At 67.7% G+C, this 17,323-nt stretch carries 18 protein-coding genes; 7 read left to right on the forward strand and 11 right to left on the reverse strand.

The features are described from left to right. Window positions 1-47: 47 nt before the first annotated feature. Window positions 48-254 (reverse strand): hypothetical protein, encoded by a 207-nt coding sequence (locus tag ACZ7SW_RS05910; RefSeq protein ID WP_470229270.1) that lies wholly within the window; start codon window positions 252-254, stop codon window positions 48-50. A gap of 89 nt (window positions 255-343) precedes the next feature. Beyond that, window positions 344-1,246, reverse strand: coding sequence for a LysR family transcriptional regulator (locus tag ACZ7SW_RS05915; protein WP_470229271.1), 903 nt, complete (start codon window positions 1,244-1,246; stop codon window positions 344-346). Between the two features lie 70 nt (window positions 1,247-1,316). On the opposite strand from ACZ7SW_RS05915, the gene ACZ7SW_RS05920 reads away from it, so the two are divergent. The 6 genes from ACZ7SW_RS05920 to ACZ7SW_RS05945 all read left to right on the forward strand — a co-directional run bounded on the left by ACZ7SW_RS05920 (window position 1,317) and on the right by ACZ7SW_RS05945 (window position 6,091). After that, window positions 1,317-2,003: a nitroreductase family protein gene (locus ACZ7SW_RS05920; RefSeq protein WP_470229272.1), complete on the forward strand. Its 687-nt coding sequence runs from the start codon at window positions 1,317-1,319 to the stop codon at window positions 2,001-2,003. A 36-nt stretch (window positions 2,004-2,039) separates the two neighbouring features. Beyond that, complete coding sequence (locus ACZ7SW_RS05925) at window positions 2,040-2,837, forward strand: helix-turn-helix domain-containing protein (RefSeq protein WP_470229273.1); 798 nt, start codon at window positions 2,040-2,042, stop codon at window positions 2,835-2,837. 20 nt (window positions 2,838-2,857) lie between these two features. Continuing rightward, window positions 2,858-3,844 (forward strand): zinc-dependent alcohol dehydrogenase, encoded by a 987-nt coding sequence (locus ACZ7SW_RS05930; RefSeq protein WP_470229274.1) that lies wholly within the window; start codon window positions 2,858-2,860, stop codon window positions 3,842-3,844. A gap of 40 nt (window positions 3,845-3,884) precedes the next feature. Then, window positions 3,885-4,379, forward strand: coding sequence for a GNAT family N-acetyltransferase (locus tag ACZ7SW_RS05935; protein ID WP_470229275.1), 495 nt, complete (start codon window positions 3,885-3,887; stop codon window positions 4,377-4,379). Between the two features lie 406 nt (window positions 4,380-4,785). After that, a complete protein-coding gene (locus ACZ7SW_RS05940) occupies window positions 4,786-5,397 on the forward strand; it encodes a hypothetical protein (protein ID WP_470229276.1) in 612 nt (203 codons plus the stop codon). A gap of 28 nt (window positions 5,398-5,425) precedes the next feature. Further along, entirely contained in the window at window positions 5,426-6,091 is a 666-nt protein-coding gene (locus ACZ7SW_RS05945) for an HAD family hydrolase (RefSeq protein ID WP_470229277.1), read from the forward strand. A 751-nt stretch (window positions 6,092-6,842) separates the two neighbouring features. On the opposite strand, the gene ACZ7SW_RS05950 is transcribed toward ACZ7SW_RS05945, so the two are convergent. From ACZ7SW_RS05950 to ACZ7SW_RS05990, 9 genes are all read right to left on the reverse strand, one after another. Continuing rightward, window positions 6,843-7,412, reverse strand: coding sequence for an RHS repeat-associated core domain-containing protein (locus ACZ7SW_RS05950; RefSeq protein WP_470229278.1), 570 nt, complete (start codon window positions 7,410-7,412; stop codon window positions 6,843-6,845). 96 nt (window positions 7,413-7,508) lie between these two features. Continuing rightward, window positions 7,509-7,712 carry a hypothetical protein gene (locus tag ACZ7SW_RS05955; RefSeq protein WP_470229279.1) on the reverse strand — a complete coding sequence of 68 codons (204 nt, stop codon included), beginning with the start codon at window positions 7,710-7,712 and terminating at the stop codon, window positions 7,509-7,511. 65 nt (window positions 7,713-7,777) lie between these two features. Beyond that, window positions 7,778-10,957: an RHS repeat domain-containing protein gene (locus tag ACZ7SW_RS05960; RefSeq protein ID WP_470229280.1), complete on the reverse strand. Its 3,180-nt coding sequence runs from the start codon at window positions 10,955-10,957 to the stop codon at window positions 7,778-7,780. Between the two features lie 523 nt (window positions 10,958-11,480). Then, window positions 11,481-12,353 carry an alpha/beta fold hydrolase gene (locus ACZ7SW_RS05965; protein ID WP_470229281.1) on the reverse strand — a complete coding sequence of 291 codons (873 nt, stop codon included), beginning with the start codon at window positions 12,351-12,353 and terminating at the stop codon, window positions 11,481-11,483. 221 nt (window positions 12,354-12,574) lie between these two features. Beyond that, window positions 12,575-13,420 (reverse strand): SigB/SigF/SigG family RNA polymerase sigma factor, encoded by an 846-nt coding sequence (locus ACZ7SW_RS05970; RefSeq protein WP_470229282.1) that lies wholly within the window; start codon window positions 13,418-13,420, stop codon window positions 12,575-12,577. Between the two features lie 210 nt (window positions 13,421-13,630). Continuing rightward, window positions 13,631-14,029: an STAS domain-containing protein gene (locus ACZ7SW_RS05975; RefSeq protein ID WP_470229283.1), complete on the reverse strand. Its 399-nt coding sequence runs from the start codon at window positions 14,027-14,029 to the stop codon at window positions 13,631-13,633. Window positions 14,030-14,349: 320 nt separating this feature from the next. Continuing rightward, on the reverse strand, window positions 14,350-14,724 hold the full coding sequence (locus ACZ7SW_RS05980; RefSeq protein ID WP_470229284.1) for a response regulator: 375 nt from the start codon (window positions 14,722-14,724) through the stop codon (window positions 14,350-14,352). 402 nt (window positions 14,725-15,126) lie between these two features. Further along, window positions 15,127-15,948 (reverse strand): GAF and ANTAR domain-containing protein, encoded by an 822-nt coding sequence (locus ACZ7SW_RS05985; protein ID WP_470229285.1) that lies wholly within the window; start codon window positions 15,946-15,948, stop codon window positions 15,127-15,129. A gap of 208 nt (window positions 15,949-16,156) precedes the next feature. Then, window positions 16,157-16,333, reverse strand: coding sequence for a CsbD family protein (locus ACZ7SW_RS05990; protein ID WP_354734829.1), 177 nt, complete (start codon window positions 16,331-16,333; stop codon window positions 16,157-16,159). Between the two features lie 481 nt (window positions 16,334-16,814). Here ACZ7SW_RS05990 and ACZ7SW_RS05995 point away from each other — a divergent pair, with 481 nt between their 5' ends. After that, entirely contained in the window at window positions 16,815-17,252 is a 438-nt protein-coding gene (locus ACZ7SW_RS05995) for an ATP-binding protein (protein WP_470229286.1), read from the forward strand. The last annotated feature ends 71 nt before the right edge of the window (window positions 17,253-17,323 follow it).

A 17,323-nucleotide genomic window follows, 5' to 3' on the forward strand; every position in this document is an offset into this window, starting at 1 on the left:
GGTTCGGTGGAAGCGTCAGGCGTGGGCCGGGTTGCCAAGACGACGATCTACCGCCGGTACCGCGACAAAGCGGCCCTCGCGCGGCCCGGCTCGCTGGCGAGATGCGCCGGTTCCTGCGGCATTTCTTTGCTGGGGAAGAAAAAGTCCTGCTGGTCTCCTCGAACGACCCGCACCCGGACGGCGTCAGCCTGCATCGCGCGGGCATCGAAGCCGCGGTAGTGATTGGTGCGCAAAGGATTCTGCGCACCAGCCATCAGAACTCCCGACGGACATTCCGGCGGTCATTCTCGCCGGGGACAAGGCATTCGACGGGCCGGTGACGCTGACCGCGCAGCAGGCGGCATTACGCTCCAGGCCCGAAAAACTCCCGGCAGAAGGTCCGGAACGTTTCCGCGCGCCGGGTCAGCCGCGCGCCTTCCGCGCGGGCCAGTACGACCGGCGTCGTCGGGAGTCGCTCGCGCAGCGGACGTACGGCGAACGGCGTGCCTTCGACGGAAAGTTCCAGCGGCGGTCGCTGTACGGAGAGCGTGTAGCCGAGCCCCCGGGCGACCAGCGCCCGCGCGAGTTCGAAGCTCGTCGTGCGGTGCGCGACCGGCATCGGCAGGCCGACGGAGGCGAACACGTCCCGGAAATAGTGTTCCGACGGCGGTACGTCCAGCAGGATGAACGGCTCGTCGGCCAAGGCGCGCAACGAAACCGTCTTTCGGCGCGCCAGGGGATGGTCCCGGGGGAGGAGCACGCTCGGCGGCTGGTCGTACAGCTTGTCCACCGCGATTCCCGGCACGAGGTCCTGCCGGTACAGCACGGCCAGGTCGCAGCGGCCCTCCAGCAGGAGCTGCTGCAGGTCCGGAAGCGTGCCCTCGACGAACGTCACGTCGACTTCCGGGTGCTGGGTGCGGAAGGTCGCCAGCGCGGCGGGCACGTGCAGCGGAGCCAGCGGCGTGTAGCAGCCGAAACTCAAGCGTCCGGCGAGATCCTGGCCGTAATCGCGGGCAGTGGTGCCGAGCTCGGCGACCGAGGTGAGCACCGCGCGGGCCTCGCCGACGACCTGGCGTCCGGCGTCGGTCAGCGCGGTCGTCCGGCCGGGGCCGCGCAGGATGAGCTGCACGCCCAAGGTCCGTTCCAGCGAAGCGATCGCCAGCGACACCGCCGATTGCGACACGTGACAGCTGTCCGCGGCCGCGGTGAGACCGCCGGTGTCCGCGACCGCGACCAGATACTCGAGCTGGCGCAACGAGGGAGACATGAGTTCAGCTTAGGTCCTTCACCAGAAATGTGAACTGGACCGATGACCGCCGAAGCGGCAGGGTCGGAGCATGACCCGGCACCAGCACCCGTTCGTCCCGTACGCGCCGCCGCGGCTGTCCCCGGAGGAAAGCCTCGCGCGCGGGCAGGAGCTGTACCGGCTGCTCGACCAGCGCCGGTCGGTCCGCTGGTTCTCCCCGGACCCGGTGCCGCTCGAAGCGATCGAGACCGCGGTGCGGATCGCGAACACCGCGCCGAGCGGGGCGCACCACCAGCCGTGGACGTTCGTCGCGACGGCTGACCCGGACGTGAAAAGTGCGGTGCGCGAGGCGGCCGAGGTCGAGGAGCGGAAGTTCTACCGGGAACGGAACGCGCCGGATTGGCACGCCGCGCTCGCCCGGCTCGAAACCGATGAGCACAAGGAGTTCCTCGAGGTCGCGCCGTGGCTGGTGGTCGCGTTCGCGCAGAAGAGCACGCCGCTGCACGGTTCGCTGCGGAAGAACTACTACGTCAACGAAAGCGTCGGCATCGCGTGCGGCATGTTCATCACCGCGCTGCACACGATGGGCCTGGCGACGCTCACCCACACCCCGAACCCGATGGGCTTCCTCAACGAGGTCTTCGAGCGCCCGGTCACCGAACGGCCCTACATCCTCTTCCCGGTCGGCTATCCCGCGCCGGACTGCGAGGTGCCCGACCTCGACCGCAAACCGCTCGCCGAGGCGCTGGTGGTGCACGCGCCGTTACCTCGGGGGTAATGGTCTCCCGGCGGGCGACGCCGTAGCGTCGGACGGGTGACGACTACGGTGAGGGCCCCGGTCGGCGAACTGCTCCGGGAATGGCGCGACCGCCGCCGCATCAGCCAGCTCGACCTCGCGATCTCGGCGGACATCTCGACGCGCCACCTGAGCTTCGTGGAGACCGGACGGTCCAAGCCGAGCCGGGACATGGTGCTGCGGCTGGGCGAGCACCTCGACATCCCGCTGCGCGAACGGAACCGCCTGCTGCTCGCCGCGGGCTACGCGCCGGCCTACGGCGAGTCCGACATCGGAGCCCCGGAGATGACGGTGATCCGCGAAGCCGTCCGGCGGCTGCTCGCCGGCCACGACCCGTACCCGGCTGCGGTGGTCGACCGGAGCTGGAACCTCGTCGACGCCAACCTCAGCCTCGGTGTGCTCACCGAAGGCATCGCGCCGGGCCTGCTGACCGGGCCGGTGAACGTCCTGCGAGCCACGCTGCACCCGGACGGGATGGCCCCGCGCGTGCTGAACCTGGGCGAGTGGCGGGCGCATCTGCTGGGCCGGCTGCGCCGTCAGGTCGAACAGACCGCGGACGCCGGGCTGGCGGAGTTGCTGGAGGAACTGCGGGGCTATCCGTGCGACGACGAGGTTCCCGAGGTGGAGATCCCCGGTCCGGGGGACATCTTCGTGCCGTTGCGCTACCGGCACGGGGATCTGGAGCTGACGTTCTTCAGCACTGTCGCGACGTTCGGGACCCCGCTGGACGTGACTGTCGCCGAGCTGGTGATCGAGTCGTTCTACCCCGCCGATCCGGCGACGGCGGCTTTCCTGCGCGAGCGCGTGACCGGCTGAGCGCCGCTAAGATCGGGGCCATGCGGGCGTTCGTGGTGACCGGACCGGGGGAGGCCGGCCCGGCGGAGGTGGCGGAGCCGGTGGCCGGGGTCGGCGAGGTCGTGGTTGACGTGGAGCGGGCCGGGGTGTGCGGCACCGACGTCGAATTCTTCACCGGCGAGATGCAGTACCTCGCCGACGGGCACGCCCAGTACCCGATGCGGCTCGGCCACGAATGGTGCGGCACGGTCTCCGAGGCCGGTCCCGGCGTCCACCCGGCATGGATCGGCCGCCGCGTCACCGGCGACACGATGCTCGGCTGCGGGGACTGCCGGCGGTGCCGGGGCGGCCATCAGCACGTCTGCGAGGACCGGCAGGAGGTCGGCATCCGCGGCGGCCGGGCGGGAGCGCTGGCCGAACGCCTCGCCGTTCCGGTGCGATCGCTGCACGAGCTGCCGGACGCGCTGGATCCCGTCGCCGGCGCGCTGGTCGAACCGGGCGGCAACGCGTGCCGCGCCGCGCGGGCGGCGGCGGGGGAGCGGGTGCTGGTTCTCGGACCGGGGACCATCGGGCTGCTCACCGCGCTGTTCCTCCGGGCCGCTGGCAGCGAGGTGCATCTGGTGGGCGCGACGCCGTGGTCGGTGGAATTCGCCCGTGGCTTGGGTTTCTCCGCTGGCACGAGCGTTCCAGCGCCACCGTTCGACGCGGTGGTCGACGCGACCGACGATCCCGCGTCGCCCGCGCTCGCGGCCGAGGTGGTCGAACCTTCCGGCCGGATTGTCTACATCGGACTGTCCGGACGCCCGAGCCTGCTCGACACGCGGACGTTGGCGTTGAAGGACATCACCGCGATCGGCGTGCTGAGCGGGTCGCCGGGATTGGCGCAGGCGATCGACGCTTACTCGTCCGGCGAGGTCGATCCGCGACCGCTGGTGGCGGCGACAGTCGGGTTGGACGAGGTCGCGGCGGTTCTCGGCGGGGAGCGTCCGCCCGGGGCGCCGAAGATCCACGTCGACCCGCGCCGGTAATCAGGTTGCCCGGCGCGCACGGAAACGAGAGGCTCGGGGCATGAGCGCCGACCTGACTTTCCGCCAGCCGACCGAAGACGACCACGCCCGCGTGCTTGCCGCGCTGGGCCCGTGGTGGGGTGGACTGAAGGGCGAAGCCGGTGCGAGGGAGCGGGCGTTGCTGGTGCCGCGCCTGTACTTCCAGCATTTCACCACGACCAGCCGCCTGGCCGAGCGTCCGGACGGGACACTGGCGGCGTTCCTGATCGGCTTCGTCTCGCAAACCGACCCGGACACCGCTTACATCCACTTCGTCGGCGTCGACCCGGAGCTGCACGGGCAGGGGATCGGACGGTCGTTGTACGAGTGGTTCTTCGGCCAGGTGCGGGAATCGGGGGTGCGGAAGGTCAAGTGCATCACGAGCCCGCAGAACACCGCTTCGCGCGCTTATCACGCCCGGCTCGGGTTCGAGGTTTCCGAGGTGCTTCCGGACTATGACGGGCCTGGGTTGGATCGGGTCGCGTTCACCCGCGTTCTGACTGCCGAAGCGGCCTGACCGTGGCCAGGCGAATTCTGGTCCTCTAGACGCGGCGGGTCGCTGTGCTTGCCGGGACGCAAAAGCGTGGCCGCCGAGGCCGTCAAAGGTGAGCAGCTTCCGGAGCTTCACGGCCTTATCCGGGCCGACGTGCAGGGGCTCGCAGGGCTGGAGGTTCAGCCAGGGGGCTTCGTCTCTCCGGTCGCTGGTGACAACGACGGCCCAGCGGACGGCGGTAGTGATCCCGGCGTCGAAGGGTGTCTCTGTTCGCTGATGTGAAGCGTTCCGTGAACGCGGGCTCCGGCGCTCGTTCGTTGGTCGGCCGCCGAGATCGTCCGCGACTTCAGCGACGCCCGCCTCGCTGCATGGCCGCGAAGCCGCAGGGAAAGACCGGCGGCGTCGGGACCCTGTGGTGGAGAATGAGGTTGTGGGAGAGGCAGGCGAGATCTGGCGTCGTTCGGTGGCGGGCGGGGTCGTCGTCGGGATTCTGGGCGCGGTGCTGTCAGGAGCGCTGACCACCTTTCCGTGGTGGGTCGCGGCGGGGGCCGGCGGGGCGTGCGCAGTCATGGGGTGCTGGGCGGTGAGAGCGGTGTCGCGCGCGCAGGTGCGGGTGGCGCGGGAACTGCTCGGCGATGAGGTGTCGCTGCGCCAGGTACGGCTGGCCTCGCGCGCCGCGGAGTTCGGCCGGATCCCCGACGATCCGGCCGTGTACTGGCTCGCTGTCGAGTTCGCTGAGCGCAGCCTGCGTCATGCGCGGAAGAACCGGTTGGGGATGACGGTGTCGTTCGCGTGCGTAGCCGTGATCAGTCTCGTGTCCCTGGCGCCCGGGAACCCGGGGTCGTGGTGGAGCGTGGCCGGTTTCGGCCTGGCGGCGGTGGTCGCATTCGCCGGGCCGCGGATGCAAGCCAACCGCTTGGCGCGTCTGCGGGCCTCGCCGCCTCGGCGCGCTGAAGCCGGGCGGCGCAATGCGAAGTCGCCATCCGAGGCGAGCAGCGTCTCGCGGATCAGGAACATCCCGCACGATGCCGCTGGCGATTAACTGCCGCGGCGGCGGGTAACCGGCGAGCGTGACTGTTTCCCCCATCGCCGTCCTGGACATCGACGGCACGCTCATCGATTCCAACTACCACCACGCCCTTGCTTGGTACCGGGCACTGCGGTCGGTGGACGAGGTATACCCGGTGTGGCGGCTGCACCGGCTGATCGGAATGGGCGGGGACCAGCTCGTCACCGCGGTCGGAGGAGAGGAGCTGGAGCGCCGGGCGGGCGAACGGGCCAGGGAGCGCCAGGGCAAGGAGGTCGACGCGCTGATCGAGGAGATGTCGCCGTTGCCGGGCGCCCGCGATCTGCTCGCGGCCATCAAGGAACGCGGTCACCGGCTGGTGCTCGCCAGTTCGGCCCAGCAGCGCCATGCGGAGGTCTTCCTGGACAAGCTCGACGCCCGCGACCTCGCCGACGCCTGGACCACCAGCGCCGACGTCGAGGCGTCCAAGCCGGCCCCGGACCTGCTGCGGACGGCGTTGAAGAAGCTGGGCGCGCCGCCCGACGCGCCGGCGGTGATGGTCGGCGACTCGGTGTGGGATGTCGAGGCGGCGAAAAGAGCCGGAATGCCCGCGATCGTCGTCCGCTCCGGCGGCTTCGGAGACGACGAACTCCGGGAGGCTGGCGCCGTCGCGCTCTACGACACCCCGGGGGACCTCGCGAAGGCTCTGGACGACACCCCGCTCGCCTGAGCGGAACATCAAGCTGGAACACCGAAAATGTGCCTTCGATGGTGTATGCGGAGGCTGCGCCGCTGACGTGACGGCGATATTGTCGCGGGCCAGCGCCGCACGCCGAACCTGCCGGGCTGTTGGTAAGCCGGACAGCCGGGGGAAGGGATCCTGCCCGCTTGCGTCTTGAGCGGACTCAGCGCCGTTTCCTGCTATCTGAAAAGGCGGTGAGTGTTTCCTTTTCTCTTTTTAAGGTGATCAAGATTGCGGCAGGACCAAACATGAACGCGACAACGAGTACCGTGATGCCAATCAGTGAAGCAGTTGTCATGCGCGGGCTTTGCTGTCAATAGCCAGGAACTGGCACCGTCGAGGGCGGGTACGGCATCCAGGCTGAGGCCGAGCAGGGAAAACGCCTGCGGTTGCACTCGTGCGGGCGTAGAGTGCCGCCGCCCTGGCGGATCAAGGTTGTCAATGGGTGCGCGCTGGCTTCCTTTCCGGATCGGCAATTCACGGCACTGCCGCTATTTGTCTAAACTCTTTCTTTTTAAGTAAAGGCTGGAAAAAACCCCAGTCAAAACACTGAATGCGATGGTGGTGAATCTAAAGGATTCCTGATCGGGAAAGAAGGCCGCGAGAGCTATCGAGGCCAGAAACAAAAAAGCCACGATCATTGACGTGATATTATACACATTCGGTGTCACTGATTCTCCCATTGGCCGGCAACGGTTGGCCGCACCCAGTGCGGCCAACCGTCGCTTGGTTCTGCCTGCTATTTAGAGCTTTTGAACATGTCCGATAGTCCTGGAATGAGTTTGCCGACAGAACTTCCCGCACACCCTTCCAGTTTGTTCGATTTGTCTACGGCTGCGGCAGTGGCCCCGGCAGCACAAGCGCCTATCACGCTCCCAGCGACCGGCCCCACTGGGCTCACTGAGAGGACGGCGCCGACAAAAAGTCCCATGAACGCGCCAAGAACAGTTCCTTTGAAGCTCCCTCCGGTGGGGTCGCTGTTGTTGATGGGGTCGTTGTGTGCGTGGGCGTAGTGATTGGTTTCCTGTCCGGTGGGGTCGGGGGTGAGGAATCGGCCCCAGTCGGGGAAGTACCAGCGGTAGCCCAGGAGCATGTCGACACCGTACTGGTATTGGCCGAGGTAGTGGAACGGGTTGTCTCCGGCGTTGGGTCCGGTGGCGGTGTTGCCGCCGTAGGGGTCGTAGCGGTAGGTGGCTGCGACGGTGCCGGTGGTGGTGATGAGGGCGGTGACGCTGCCTTGGTAGTCGGTGACGACGTTGTAGCGTGCCCCCGCACTGGTTTTCTCGGTGACAATGGTGTAGCGGTGCATAAGATACTGAGGCGGTCGAGCTCGGCGAAGAACGCGTACTCCCGCCTTCAACGAAGCCGAGGGCAGGAGTACGCGTAAACCGCGATGCTTATCTGGTCACTTACGAGTCTTGCGCAGCACGAACCTCAGGGCGAAGCCCATCACCACCGTTCCAAAAACCGCCAGAATGATCAGTATTGGCCAGTTCGGCGGAATCTGAAGCGCAAAATAGAAGAAAGCGGCAACAATCACCATGAGGATGGCGGCACATTTCCACATATACTTCTTTTTTTCTTCCATGGTGGGTTCAGGACGTTCCATTATGCCGCCTCTCAAGGTTTACGGTGCGTGACCATCAGTGCTGCACTTATTGGCCGCGCCTATTCCTATCGACGAGTCAGAGACTTCGTTATCTTGCCGCTCACGCCACCTAAGACCGATCCGAAGATGCCGCCGATAGCGCCACTAATGAAACCGTCCCGGACTTCACCGGAATTGCCTCCGCCGATCAGTGCGCCGGCACCACCGCCGAGTCCGCCAATCAGCGAACCATACGCAACACCCGCGATGATGCAACCGATGCCGCCGGTTGCGAAGCAAGCAGCACCGGTGAGGCCAGCTGCCACCAGCCCGCCGACCGCACTGCCGATATCTGTTCCCAAGTTCGCCAGGGAGTAGGAGCCGGTGGGGTCGCTGTTGTTGATGGGGTCGTTGTGTGCGTAGGCGTAGTGATTGGTTTCCTGTCCGGCGGGGTCGGGGGTGAGGAATCGGCCCCAGCCGGGGAAGTACCAGCGGTAGCCCAGGAGCATGTCGACACCGTACTGGTATTGGCCGAGGTAGTGGAACGGGTTGTCGCCCGCGTTGGGTCCGGTGGCGGTGTTGCCGCCGTAGGGGTCGTAGCGGTAGGTCGCGGCGACGGCACCCGTGGCGGAGATCAGGGCGACGACGCTGCCTTGGTAGTCGGTGACGACGTTGTAGCGTGCCCCCGCACCGGTCTTCTCGGTGACGATCGCGCCCTTGGGGTCGCGGGTCAGGCTGGTGCGGGCACCGTTGTGCACGGCCTGGGTGAGGCCGAGCGCGGTGGTGGTGAACCGGTCGGTGGTGGTCCCGCCGCTGGTGGTGTAGGTGAGCTGGTGGGGCTGGGTTTGGTCGAGGGTGTCGTAGCTGGCGGTGAGGCTGTTGCCGGCGGCGTCGCTGCCGGAGACGAACTGGCCGGTGTCGCTGTAGTTGTTGGTTTCGTCAGGGTTGCTCGACCCGGTGAGGTTGCCGGCGGTGTCGTAACTGCGGGTACGGCCGTCGTTGACGAGCTGGTCGGCGGCGTTGTAGATGAAGTTCGAGGCGCCGAGTTTCGTCATGTTGCCGGCGTTGTCGTAGCTGTAGCTGGTCGCACCGGCGGTCTTCAGGCGTTGCAGTGCGTCGTAGGCGTAGTTGGTGGTGCCGGTGGCGTCGGTTTTGGACTGCATCTGGTCGGAGTCGACCCCGCCGGTGCGGCTGTAGCTGTAAGTGGTCTGCAGCAGCTGGGTTCCCGCGGCGTTCTTGACCGTCAGGCTGGTTTGGCGGCCGGAGTTGTCGTAGGCGTTGGTTTGGCTGCCCGCGCCGGGCCAGGTGGTGCTGGTGCGGCGGTCGGCGTTGTCGTAGCCGAACGTCGTGGTCTGCCAGAACGGGTCCGCCAGCGAGGTGAGCCGGTTGGCGTTGTCGTAGCCGTAGGTGACGGTGCCGCCGGGGTCGGTCGCGGCGGTGAGGTTGCCGGCGAGGTCGTAGCCGTAGGCGATGTGCTCGTCGGGGCTGGTGTCGTCGCTGCGCGTGTCGGACAGCAGCTGGCCGCCGGTGTCGTATGTGAAGGCGTGGGTGGCGGTGGCGGTGTCGCGGCGGGTGAGGCTGCCGTTGTTGTCGTAGGCGGCGGCCTGCAGGACGACGCCGTCGCTGTGGCGGGTGACGGAGACGACGCGGTCGAGTTTGTCGTACCCGTAGTCCAGCCGGATCCCGCGCCCATCAGTCACCGAAGAAACCCGTGACAGCGAGTCGTAGGTGTAATGGGTGGCGCCGAGCGGGGTGGGCGGGGTGACAGTGGCAAGGTTTCCGGCGTTGTCGTAGGCGTAGCGGGTGACGTGGCCGTTGCCGTCGACGCTGGTCGAGGGCTGCCCGAACGGCTGGGTGTAGGTCAGGGTCTGCAGGTCGGCGTTCAGGCCGTCAGAGTGGATCTTCGTGACGTTCCCGGCGTTGTCGTAGCTGCGGGAGATCTTGTCCCCGGCCGGGTCGGTGACCGTGGTCGGCAAATGCGGGTGCGCCGTATCGGTGTAGCCGACGCTGGTCTTCGCGCCCGTGGGGAGTTGGGTGCCGATGAGGTTGTTGAGGGGGTCGTAGGTGCTGGTGGTGTTGTTGTTCAGCCCGTCGGTCGTGGTCTGGACGTCGCTGTTGGCGGTCCAGGACGCTTGCTGCTGGTGTCCGAGCGCGTCAGTTGCCGAGGTCTGGCGTCCTTGGGCGTCGTATTTGTAGGTCGCGGAGTGCGCGTTCGGGTCGGTTTCGGTGGTCTGCCCGCTGCCGTAGCCGAACGTGGTCTTGATCTGCCCGGCTTGACGGCCGAATTTCACCTCGGTGACCCGGTGGGAGGCGTCGTAGGCGAAGCTGTAGGTCGCGCCGTTGGGGTCCTGGATCGACGCGAGGTCGCCGGTACCGGTCCAGGTCAGGTGCATCGACGTGCCGGAGCGGTCGGTGAAGTCGGTCAGCTGGGAGGCGGTGTTGTACCGGTAGGTCGCCGCGGTGGTGCCGGTCGGGTCGGTGATCGCCGAGACCAGCCCGTTGCTGTAGCCGAAGGTCGTGACCCGGCCCTGGGTGTCGGTGATCGACGCGGTGGTGCCGTCGGAGTTGTAGCGCGGGGTGACGGTGTTGCCGTTGCGGTCGGACTCCGAGACCAGCCAGCCCGCGGGGCTGAACGTCCAGGTTTCGTTGGAGCCGTTGAAGGTCAGCAGGTATTTCCCGCCGGGAGCTTTGGTGAGTTCGGCGTGCACGCCGGGGGCTGGGGTGTAGCTGCCGTCGGCCTTGCGGGTGAAGGTGGCGCAGTAGCCGGAATCGCCGTGCAGGACGACGTCGCTGCCGGTGAAGGTGAGGCCGACGTCCTGGCCGTGGCTCAAGGTCCAGCCGTTGCCGAAGCTGCCGTTGCCCGGGCGCTGGCTGTTGTACACCTGCGACAGGGACAGGTTCTCGCCGGTGCCTTTGACGGTCAGTTGCCGTTGGGTGATGGTGAGGTTTCCGTCGTGGGTGTTGGCCAGTGCTTCCATCCGGTCGGAGATCTTGAACCGCTCCAACGGATACTGCGGCAGCAACCCGGTTTCCTGCGCCCCGCACGACGACACCGCGACCGCGGTCGCGCCCGGCTTGTAGGCGGGTCGCCACGCGGCGGTCGGCGGCTGGCCTCCGGTCGGGGTTTTGTTCACTGTGGACGGCGGAGTCCACACCGTGGTCGGCGGAGCCACCGTGCGGGGCGCGGCGGACGCGGTGTGCGGTACAGCGACCACCAGCGCCCCCAAGGTCACGGCGGAGACCGCCAACGCAGATCTGTGCCTCATATTCTTCCCCTCGAACGAAATGAGTGCAGCACGAACCGCGCCGGAAACACATCGGACCCGAGGTCTACAGGCCCTGGACGACACCAGACGGCACGGCGGAACATGATCATGCAAACGGCTTCATCGCCGACAACGCCTGCTTCGTAACAACAACCAGCCCGAAAAGCCCGAAAAACCTCTTCAGGTCACCCTGGTGGCGCAACGACAGCGGACTGGACCTATCCGCCTGGTGAAACACCCACGAGGCGTTCGGCGCTGGAGTGGCTGCAGATTCCTTAGCGAGACAAGGGTTTCGTTGCGATCGGCATTGGATCCGGATCGTGAAGTGCGGACCAACCCGGTGCGTGCGGGGAAATTCCGCGGAAGATCCAGCGCGGCGTAACCGTGTCCAGTGGGAGGTGGCGACTTGGAGCGAGCGTGTCGTCGAAAACGAAACCGGCGGTGCGCGGACTTCGTTTTTGTCGCACAGGAGAAAGTGCTCGTTGGCTCAGAAGCGTTGCTGTCGCCGTCGTTATCCGCAGTCTCACTCCGTTTTGAGCGGTTCGAGGAAATCCGCGACGGCCGTGAAAACCTGCTCGGGTGCGAGCTCGGCCATGTGGTGGCCGGAGTCGATGCCGTGTCCGCGTACGTCCTCGGCCCATTCCCGCCAGATTCGCAGGGGATCGCCGTAGAGGTCTTCCAGGTCGTCGCGCAGGGACCACAGGACGAGGACCGGCTGCTTGAGCATCCGGCCGGCGGCGCGGTCGGCGAGTTCGTCGCGGTAGTCCACGGTGAGGCCGGCGCGGTAGTCCTCGAGCATGCCGCGGACCACCTCCGGGTCCCGCGTTGCCGCGCGCCATTCGGCGTGGTTCTCGCGGCCCATCGTTTCCGGGTCGCCGCGGTACCACGAGTCGGGGTCGGCGTTGATCACGCGTTCCGGGATTTCGGGCTGGGCGAAGAAGAACCAGTGCCACCACGCGGTCGCGAACTGCGGAGTGATGCGGCCGAGGTGTTCGCTGATCGGCAGGCAGTCGGCCAGCACCGCTCTGCGCACCCGGTTCGGACAGTCGAGGGCCATGCGGAGGGCGAGGTAGCTGCCCCGGTCGTGTCCGACCACCGAGAAACGTTCGTGGCCCAGCGCGCTCATCACCGCCAGCAGCCGACGCGCGTTTGCCCGTTTCGAATGCGGCTCGTGGTCTTCGGCGGGTTCCGGCTTCCCGGAGCGGCCGTATCCGGGGAGATCGGCGCAGACGACCGTGAACCCGCGCTCGACCAACCTGGGGGCGACCCAATGCCAGGTCGCGGAAGTGCGGGGATGCCCGTGCAACAGCAACACCGGCGTGCCGCTGCCCGCGTGCCGCACGAAAACGGGGCAACCGGCGCCGTCCACTGTCTCGGTGGTGAAACCATCGAACATGCTTATATTTTCCCAGGTTGCCTTGCGGTGCGCCATCGACACGGCTGTGCACGGCTTTGGGGCGTTGCGCGGCAAGGGATTCGGCAGTGGCGGCTACGGGCTCGTCCGTGTGGCGGCCGTCAGGTGAGGATCTCTTGCCGCACAGGGTAAACCGTGAGGTGGGCACCGGGGCTGGAAGTCCCCGTTCGGCAGCAAAGGCCGGAGGGCGAACGACACCACGGCTACTGTCGCACAGGCGCTTGCTCGGCCGCGGTCCGTTCCGTTGTGCGCAATGAAGATTCTACCTCGGCGAGTTGCTCGCGCAGGGTGCGTAGGGTGCGGGCGAGAAGGCGGGAGACGTGCATCTGGGACAGGCCGACGCGTTCGGCGATCTGGCTTTGCGACATGTCCTGGAAGAAGCGCATGACCAGGATGGACCGTTCGCGCGCGGGCAGGCCCCGCAACAGGGTTTCGACGGTCTCGCGGTTTTCGAACTTCTCGATGTCCGGGTCGTCGTCGCCGAGGGCGTCGGCGACGGCGGCGGTATCGGTGTCGTGGTGCGCGGGACGGTCGATCGAGGAGGTTTGGTAGGCGTTCGAGGCGTGGAGAGCCTCGGTGACGTCCTCGAGATCGAGGCCGAGGTGCTCGGCGAGTTCGCGCGGCGTGGGAGCGCGTCCGGTGCGCTGGGACAGGGCTGCGGTGGCTTGTCCCAGCGCCAGGTGCAGTTCTTTCAGGCGGCGGGGCACCCGGAGCGACCAGGTGCGGTCGCGGAAGTGCCGGCGGACCTCGCCCATGATCGTGGGGACGGCGAAGGAGACGAAGTCGGCCTGGCGTGCGGGGTCGAACCGGTCGACGGCGTTGACGAGGCCGATGCGCGCGACTTGCACGAGGTCCTCGAGAGGCTGTCCGCGGCGGGCGAACCGCCTGGCGATGTGGTCGGCCAGCGGCAGATGTTCCTCGATGAGGCGGTGCCGGAGCCGGACGTGCTCGCCGGTGTCCTCGGCGACGCGAGTGATCTCCTCGAACAACGCGTCGCAGTGCCGGTACTCGTCGCGGTTCCGGGTGCGGGTCATGGTTGCCGCGGTCATGTGCGTTCTCCTGGAGGAGGAAAGGGATGTCCTGGTGCCACGAGTGTCCTCAGTGGACGCTCAAGGCGGCGGAAAGGCGCTGGGGGCACAGAGATCAGCACTGCTGGCGGGGATCAACGCCTGGTGGTCGGCCGAAAGGCGCATGATCGTCTGGTACCCAGCGGCTCTCGCGCCGAACCCATGATTTCCGTTGGCGGCACGTGAATCCGGTTACTTCCCGGCGATCGGCCGCACGGGATGCCCGTCCGCCACCGCCGCGTCGAGCGTGGGGTGCAGCGGCAGGACCTGGTCCAGGCCGGTGAGCTGCATGGTTCGCAGCGTCGCCCGACTGGCCGCGACCATCCGGACCCGCGTGCCTTCCGGGGCCTCGCGCCACGCGGCCAGCAGCGCGGTCAAGCCCGCCGAGGCGAGAAAATCGATCTGTGTCAGGTCGAGCACCAGCATCGGCGGCCGCTCGCTCGAGGTCTCGGCGACGGCGGCCGTCAGTTTCGGCGCGGTCGCGAGGTCCAGGTCCCCGCGCAGGGCGAGAACCGCGGCGGGGGAGCGGTCGGCTCGCTCGATGGACAGCGCGCCCGGCGGATCCGCCGCAGGGCCACCCGGCTCGCTCATCGTTCTGTTCCCCTCGGTTGGATGCCCGGAAGGAAAATCCCGGGCAGGGAAGCTCTTTGCCGCGAAACCGTCGCGCGGCGGCTGTTCGCGCAGTGCGCCCAGGGCGGATGAGCCGCCTCGTGCGCGACGACGCCATCGAAGAAAGGCCGAGGAGTGCGAGAAAAGTGCTTGGTGAGACCCGTCGGGGTGCTGGATGGACAGAACGGGCCGGTTCTCTTCGCCGAGCCGGCGCTTCCGCCTTGACCTCTGCTCCTCGTCAACACCTGGCCCGGTTACCCCGTGTCCGGTGGTGCAAACCTTGATCGACGGACCCGGTGCGGTCAGTGCGGGAGCTTGACGACGGCGACGAAGAAGTTGTCGATTTGGCGCACCACTTCGACGAAGCGGTCGAAGTCGACAGGCTTGGTCACGTAGGCGTTGGCGTGCAGGTCGTAGCTGCGGAGGATGTCCTCTTCGGCCTCGGAGGTGGTGAGGACGACTACCGGGATGGTGCGCAGCTGTGGCGACGCTTTGATTTCGCTGAGCACCTCGCGTCCGTCTTTGCGGGGAAGGTTGAGGTCGAGCAGGATCAGCCCGGGCCGCGGGGCGGCCGACCGGCCAGTCGCGCACCGCTTCGGCGAGCACAACGCCTGGTACAGCCTCGGGAAACAGCCGCTCTGCCGCGGGATTGAGCGCGACGACCGCGCCGTCGGCATCAGTGACCAGCACCGGGCACGGCGCCGAACTCCACCGCGCCGCGGCATCCGCCGCCGAAAGGACCGCTCGCTTCAGATCTGCCACACTCTGGACACGCGGAGCGGCCCTTCACCTCGTTTTCGCCTTGGGGACGGTCGATCGATCGGTCCCAGTGTCCCTTGCCGTCCCAAGAGCCACCACACCGCCAGCGGAACCTGACCGTCGGGCACCCGCCCCAGAGCCAGCTCCCCGGGTACCTGCCCGCGGCGGCCTCAAACCCCGATTTCGGGCAGAGGCCCGGGCGGCTCCGCCGGCTTCGGGTTTCGACCGGCGGAGCCTGGAGCCTGATCTCCTGCGCGCGGGAGACCCAACCCTGCTGATCGGCTACCCGTTTGTCAGGAATTCACGCAACCTGGACGGGCTCAGACGTCGAGTTCCTGGTGCCGCTGGGTCACGGTGTGCGCGAGGTCGACGAGTTTGACGTTGAGGTCCTGCGACGTGCGCCGCAGGATGTCGAACGCCGCGTCGGCCGAGATCCCGCGGCGGTTCATCAGGATTCCCTTGGCCTGGCCGATCAGGTCCCTGCTGTCGACGGCGCGCTTGAGATGGATTTCCTTGAGACTGGCCGCGGTGTGCGCGGCCGATCCGGCGAGGGCGAGCGACGCGTGCGAGGCCAGGACGAGCGCGTTGTCGACGGCGTCGTCGTCGAAGACCCCGGCCTTGCGGCTGTAGAGGTTGATCGCGCCGGGCGGCAGGTCGGATTTGAGATCCGGCAGCAGGGTCGCGGCCAGCAGGGAACCGAACCCGAACTGCCCGGCGCGCCTGCCGAACTCGGGGAACGCCTCCGAACGGGGGAGGTTGTTGGCCAGTGCGTGCCCCGGCCGTCCCTGCAGGGCTGCCTCCAGGCACGGCCCTTCGCCGGTCTGGTACTGGATCCGGTCCAGCTCCTCGGCGGTCGGGTCGGTGCAGACCGGGGTGTGGAACCCGCCGTCGGCCGAGCGCAGGGTGATGCTGGCCAGATCGGCCTCCGGCACGATCCGCAGCGCGGCGGACACCACGCGTTCCATCGCTTCGTGCAGGGAGTCCGCGTCGAGCAGGAGGACCGCGAGCGTGCCGAACTGCCGCGCCAGCGGCCCCTCGGCGGTCACGCCGCTGCGGGCCCAGCCGTCGACGGCCGGTTCCGCGCAGAACGCGATCCGGTCGGCCTCCCAGTCTTCGGCGTCCCTCGTGCCGGCGTCAGTCACCGCGGCCTCCTCATTTCCCTGCCCGCAACCCGGCAGCACTGCCGAACTTTACCGGCACGCGAAACCGCACCGGCGGACCGACGGCCAGCGCTTCATCGTGTCGGCGGGGCTGAGCCGCGGGAGGCATCGGCGGAGAAGGGACGCCGCGCCCGGGTCGCGACAAAGCGGCGGCCGGAACCGAAGTCCCGGCCGCCGCTCCGTCCGCGGGTCAGTCTTTCACGCCTTTGACGGCGTCTTTGACTTTTTCTCCCGCCTGCTTGAGGGCGCCCTTGGCCTGCTCCGCTTTCCCCTCGGCCTGCCACTGCTCGTTCCCGGTGGCGTTGCCGAGCGCTTCCTTGGCCTTTCCCTTGATCTCTTCGGCCTTGTTTCCGGCGGTGTCGCTCATCTCGATTACCTCTTTCTTCTCCAGTGTTCGGGAAAAGCGATTCGGACTATGAGACGAACCGGGGTTACCCGGGCTGGAGGGTTGCCAAACCACGTGCCGCGCGGAGTTTGAACGCGAACAACAAGTGCGGCAATGCGATCGCGACCACTGCTCCGGCGATGCCGACGAGGGTCGCTGCCACCTAGGCCCAGAAGGCACCGGTGATCACCGCGGGACGAGGCCGGGTTCCGGCGGATGGGCAGGGAGATCAGTCATGCGGAAAAAGGTGCACAGTGCGCGGATTCTCGCACGGCAAAGAAACCTCACTGCCCGCGCTCTCCCTCTCGCTTGGCGCGGTTCTGGTTTGTCGTCGCTGATCCGGGGGTATGAGCTATTCTTGGACAGGGAAACTGACAGCGTCCATTCGAGCGGGGGCTCGCTGGGGAGCAGCGCCGAGCTTCGTCTTGGCGAGCGGGCGCAAGGCAGGCCGAGGAGGTCAAGCGTGAGTGCCGACGACGTTCAGCGCAGTCGCTTGCTCCCGGGAGGGGCGCGTCTGCGCTTGGCGCTGGATCAGGACTTCATGACATTGCGCCGGATCCGGGACCGGGCCGCGGCGTTCGTGCGCCGTCATCTCCCGCACGCCGAGGCGGACGCGGTGGCCGACGTGCGCCTGGTGCTCGACGAGATGGCCTGCAACGCGCTGCGGCACGCCCGTCCGCCGTGCGAGCTGGTCCTGTCGCTGCGCGGAGACCGGATCCTGCTCGAGGTTTCGGACTCCCTCCCGGACCTCGCCCGGAGCCGGGAGGGATACGCCGGCGGGGGACGCGGGCTGGCCCTGATCGACGCCATCGCCGATCGCTGGGGCCAGACGCCCCAGCCCGGAGGGAAGACCGTCTGGGCCGAGCTCGCCCTCTGCCCGGAGCCCGTGTCGCAGACGTGAACTGCGCGGTTTCGTCCGTGAGGGGAACCCGGAGGGAATCAGAGTCCCTCCGGGTTCCCCTCACGGACGGT

The sequence above is a fragment of the Amycolatopsis sp. NPDC114484 genome (genome assembly GCF_055633755.1).

Bases quoted from the DNA above. Each gene is read 5' to 3' on its own strand.
- ACZ7SW_RS05975 (WP_470229283.1), bottom strand. From the start codon at position 14,029: ATGAGCGAGCCGGGTGGCCCTGCGGCGGATCCGCCGGGCGCGCTGTCC.
- ACZ7SW_RS05970 (WP_470229282.1), bottom strand. From the start codon at position 13,420: ATGACCGCGGCAACCATGACCCGCACCCGGAACCGCGACGAGTACCGG.
- ACZ7SW_RS05990 (WP_354734829.1), bottom strand. From the start codon at position 16,333: ATGAGCGACACCGCCGGAAACAAGGCCGAAGAGATCAAGGGAAAGGCC.
- ACZ7SW_RS05920 (WP_470229272.1), top strand. From the start codon at position 1,317: ATGACCCGGCACCAGCACCCGTTCGTCCCGTACGCGCCGCCGCGGCTG.
- ACZ7SW_RS05950 (WP_470229278.1), bottom strand. From the start codon at position 7,412: ATGCACCGCTACACCATTGTCACCGAGAAAACCAGTGCGGGGGCACGC.
- ACZ7SW_RS05960 (WP_470229280.1), bottom strand. From the start codon at position 10,957: ATGAGGCACAGATCTGCGTTGGCGGTCTCCGCCGTGACCTTGGGGGCG.
- ACZ7SW_RS05980 (WP_470229284.1), bottom strand. From the start codon at position 14,724: ATGCCGACGGCGCGGTCGTCGCGCTCAATCCCGCGGCAGAGCGGCTGT.
- ACZ7SW_RS05915 (WP_470229271.1), bottom strand. From the start codon at position 1,246: ATGTCTCCCTCGTTGCGCCAGCTCGAGTATCTGGTCGCGGTCGCGGAC.
- ACZ7SW_RS05910 (WP_470229270.1), bottom strand. From the start codon at position 254: ATGGCTGGTGCGCAGAATCCTTTGCGCACCAATCACTACCGCGGCTTC.
- ACZ7SW_RS05955 (WP_470229279.1), bottom strand. From the start codon at position 7,712: ATGGAACGTCCTGAACCCACCATGGAAGAAAAAAAGAAGTATATGTGG.
- ACZ7SW_RS05930 (WP_470229274.1), top strand. From the start codon at position 2,858: ATGCGGGCGTTCGTGGTGACCGGACCGGGGGAGGCCGGCCCGGCGGAG.
- ACZ7SW_RS05965 (WP_470229281.1), bottom strand. From the start codon at position 12,353: ATGTTCGATGGTTTCACCACCGAGACAGTGGACGGCGCCGGTTGCCCC.
- ACZ7SW_RS05935 (WP_470229275.1), top strand. From the start codon at position 3,885: ATGAGCGCCGACCTGACTTTCCGCCAGCCGACCGAAGACGACCACGCC.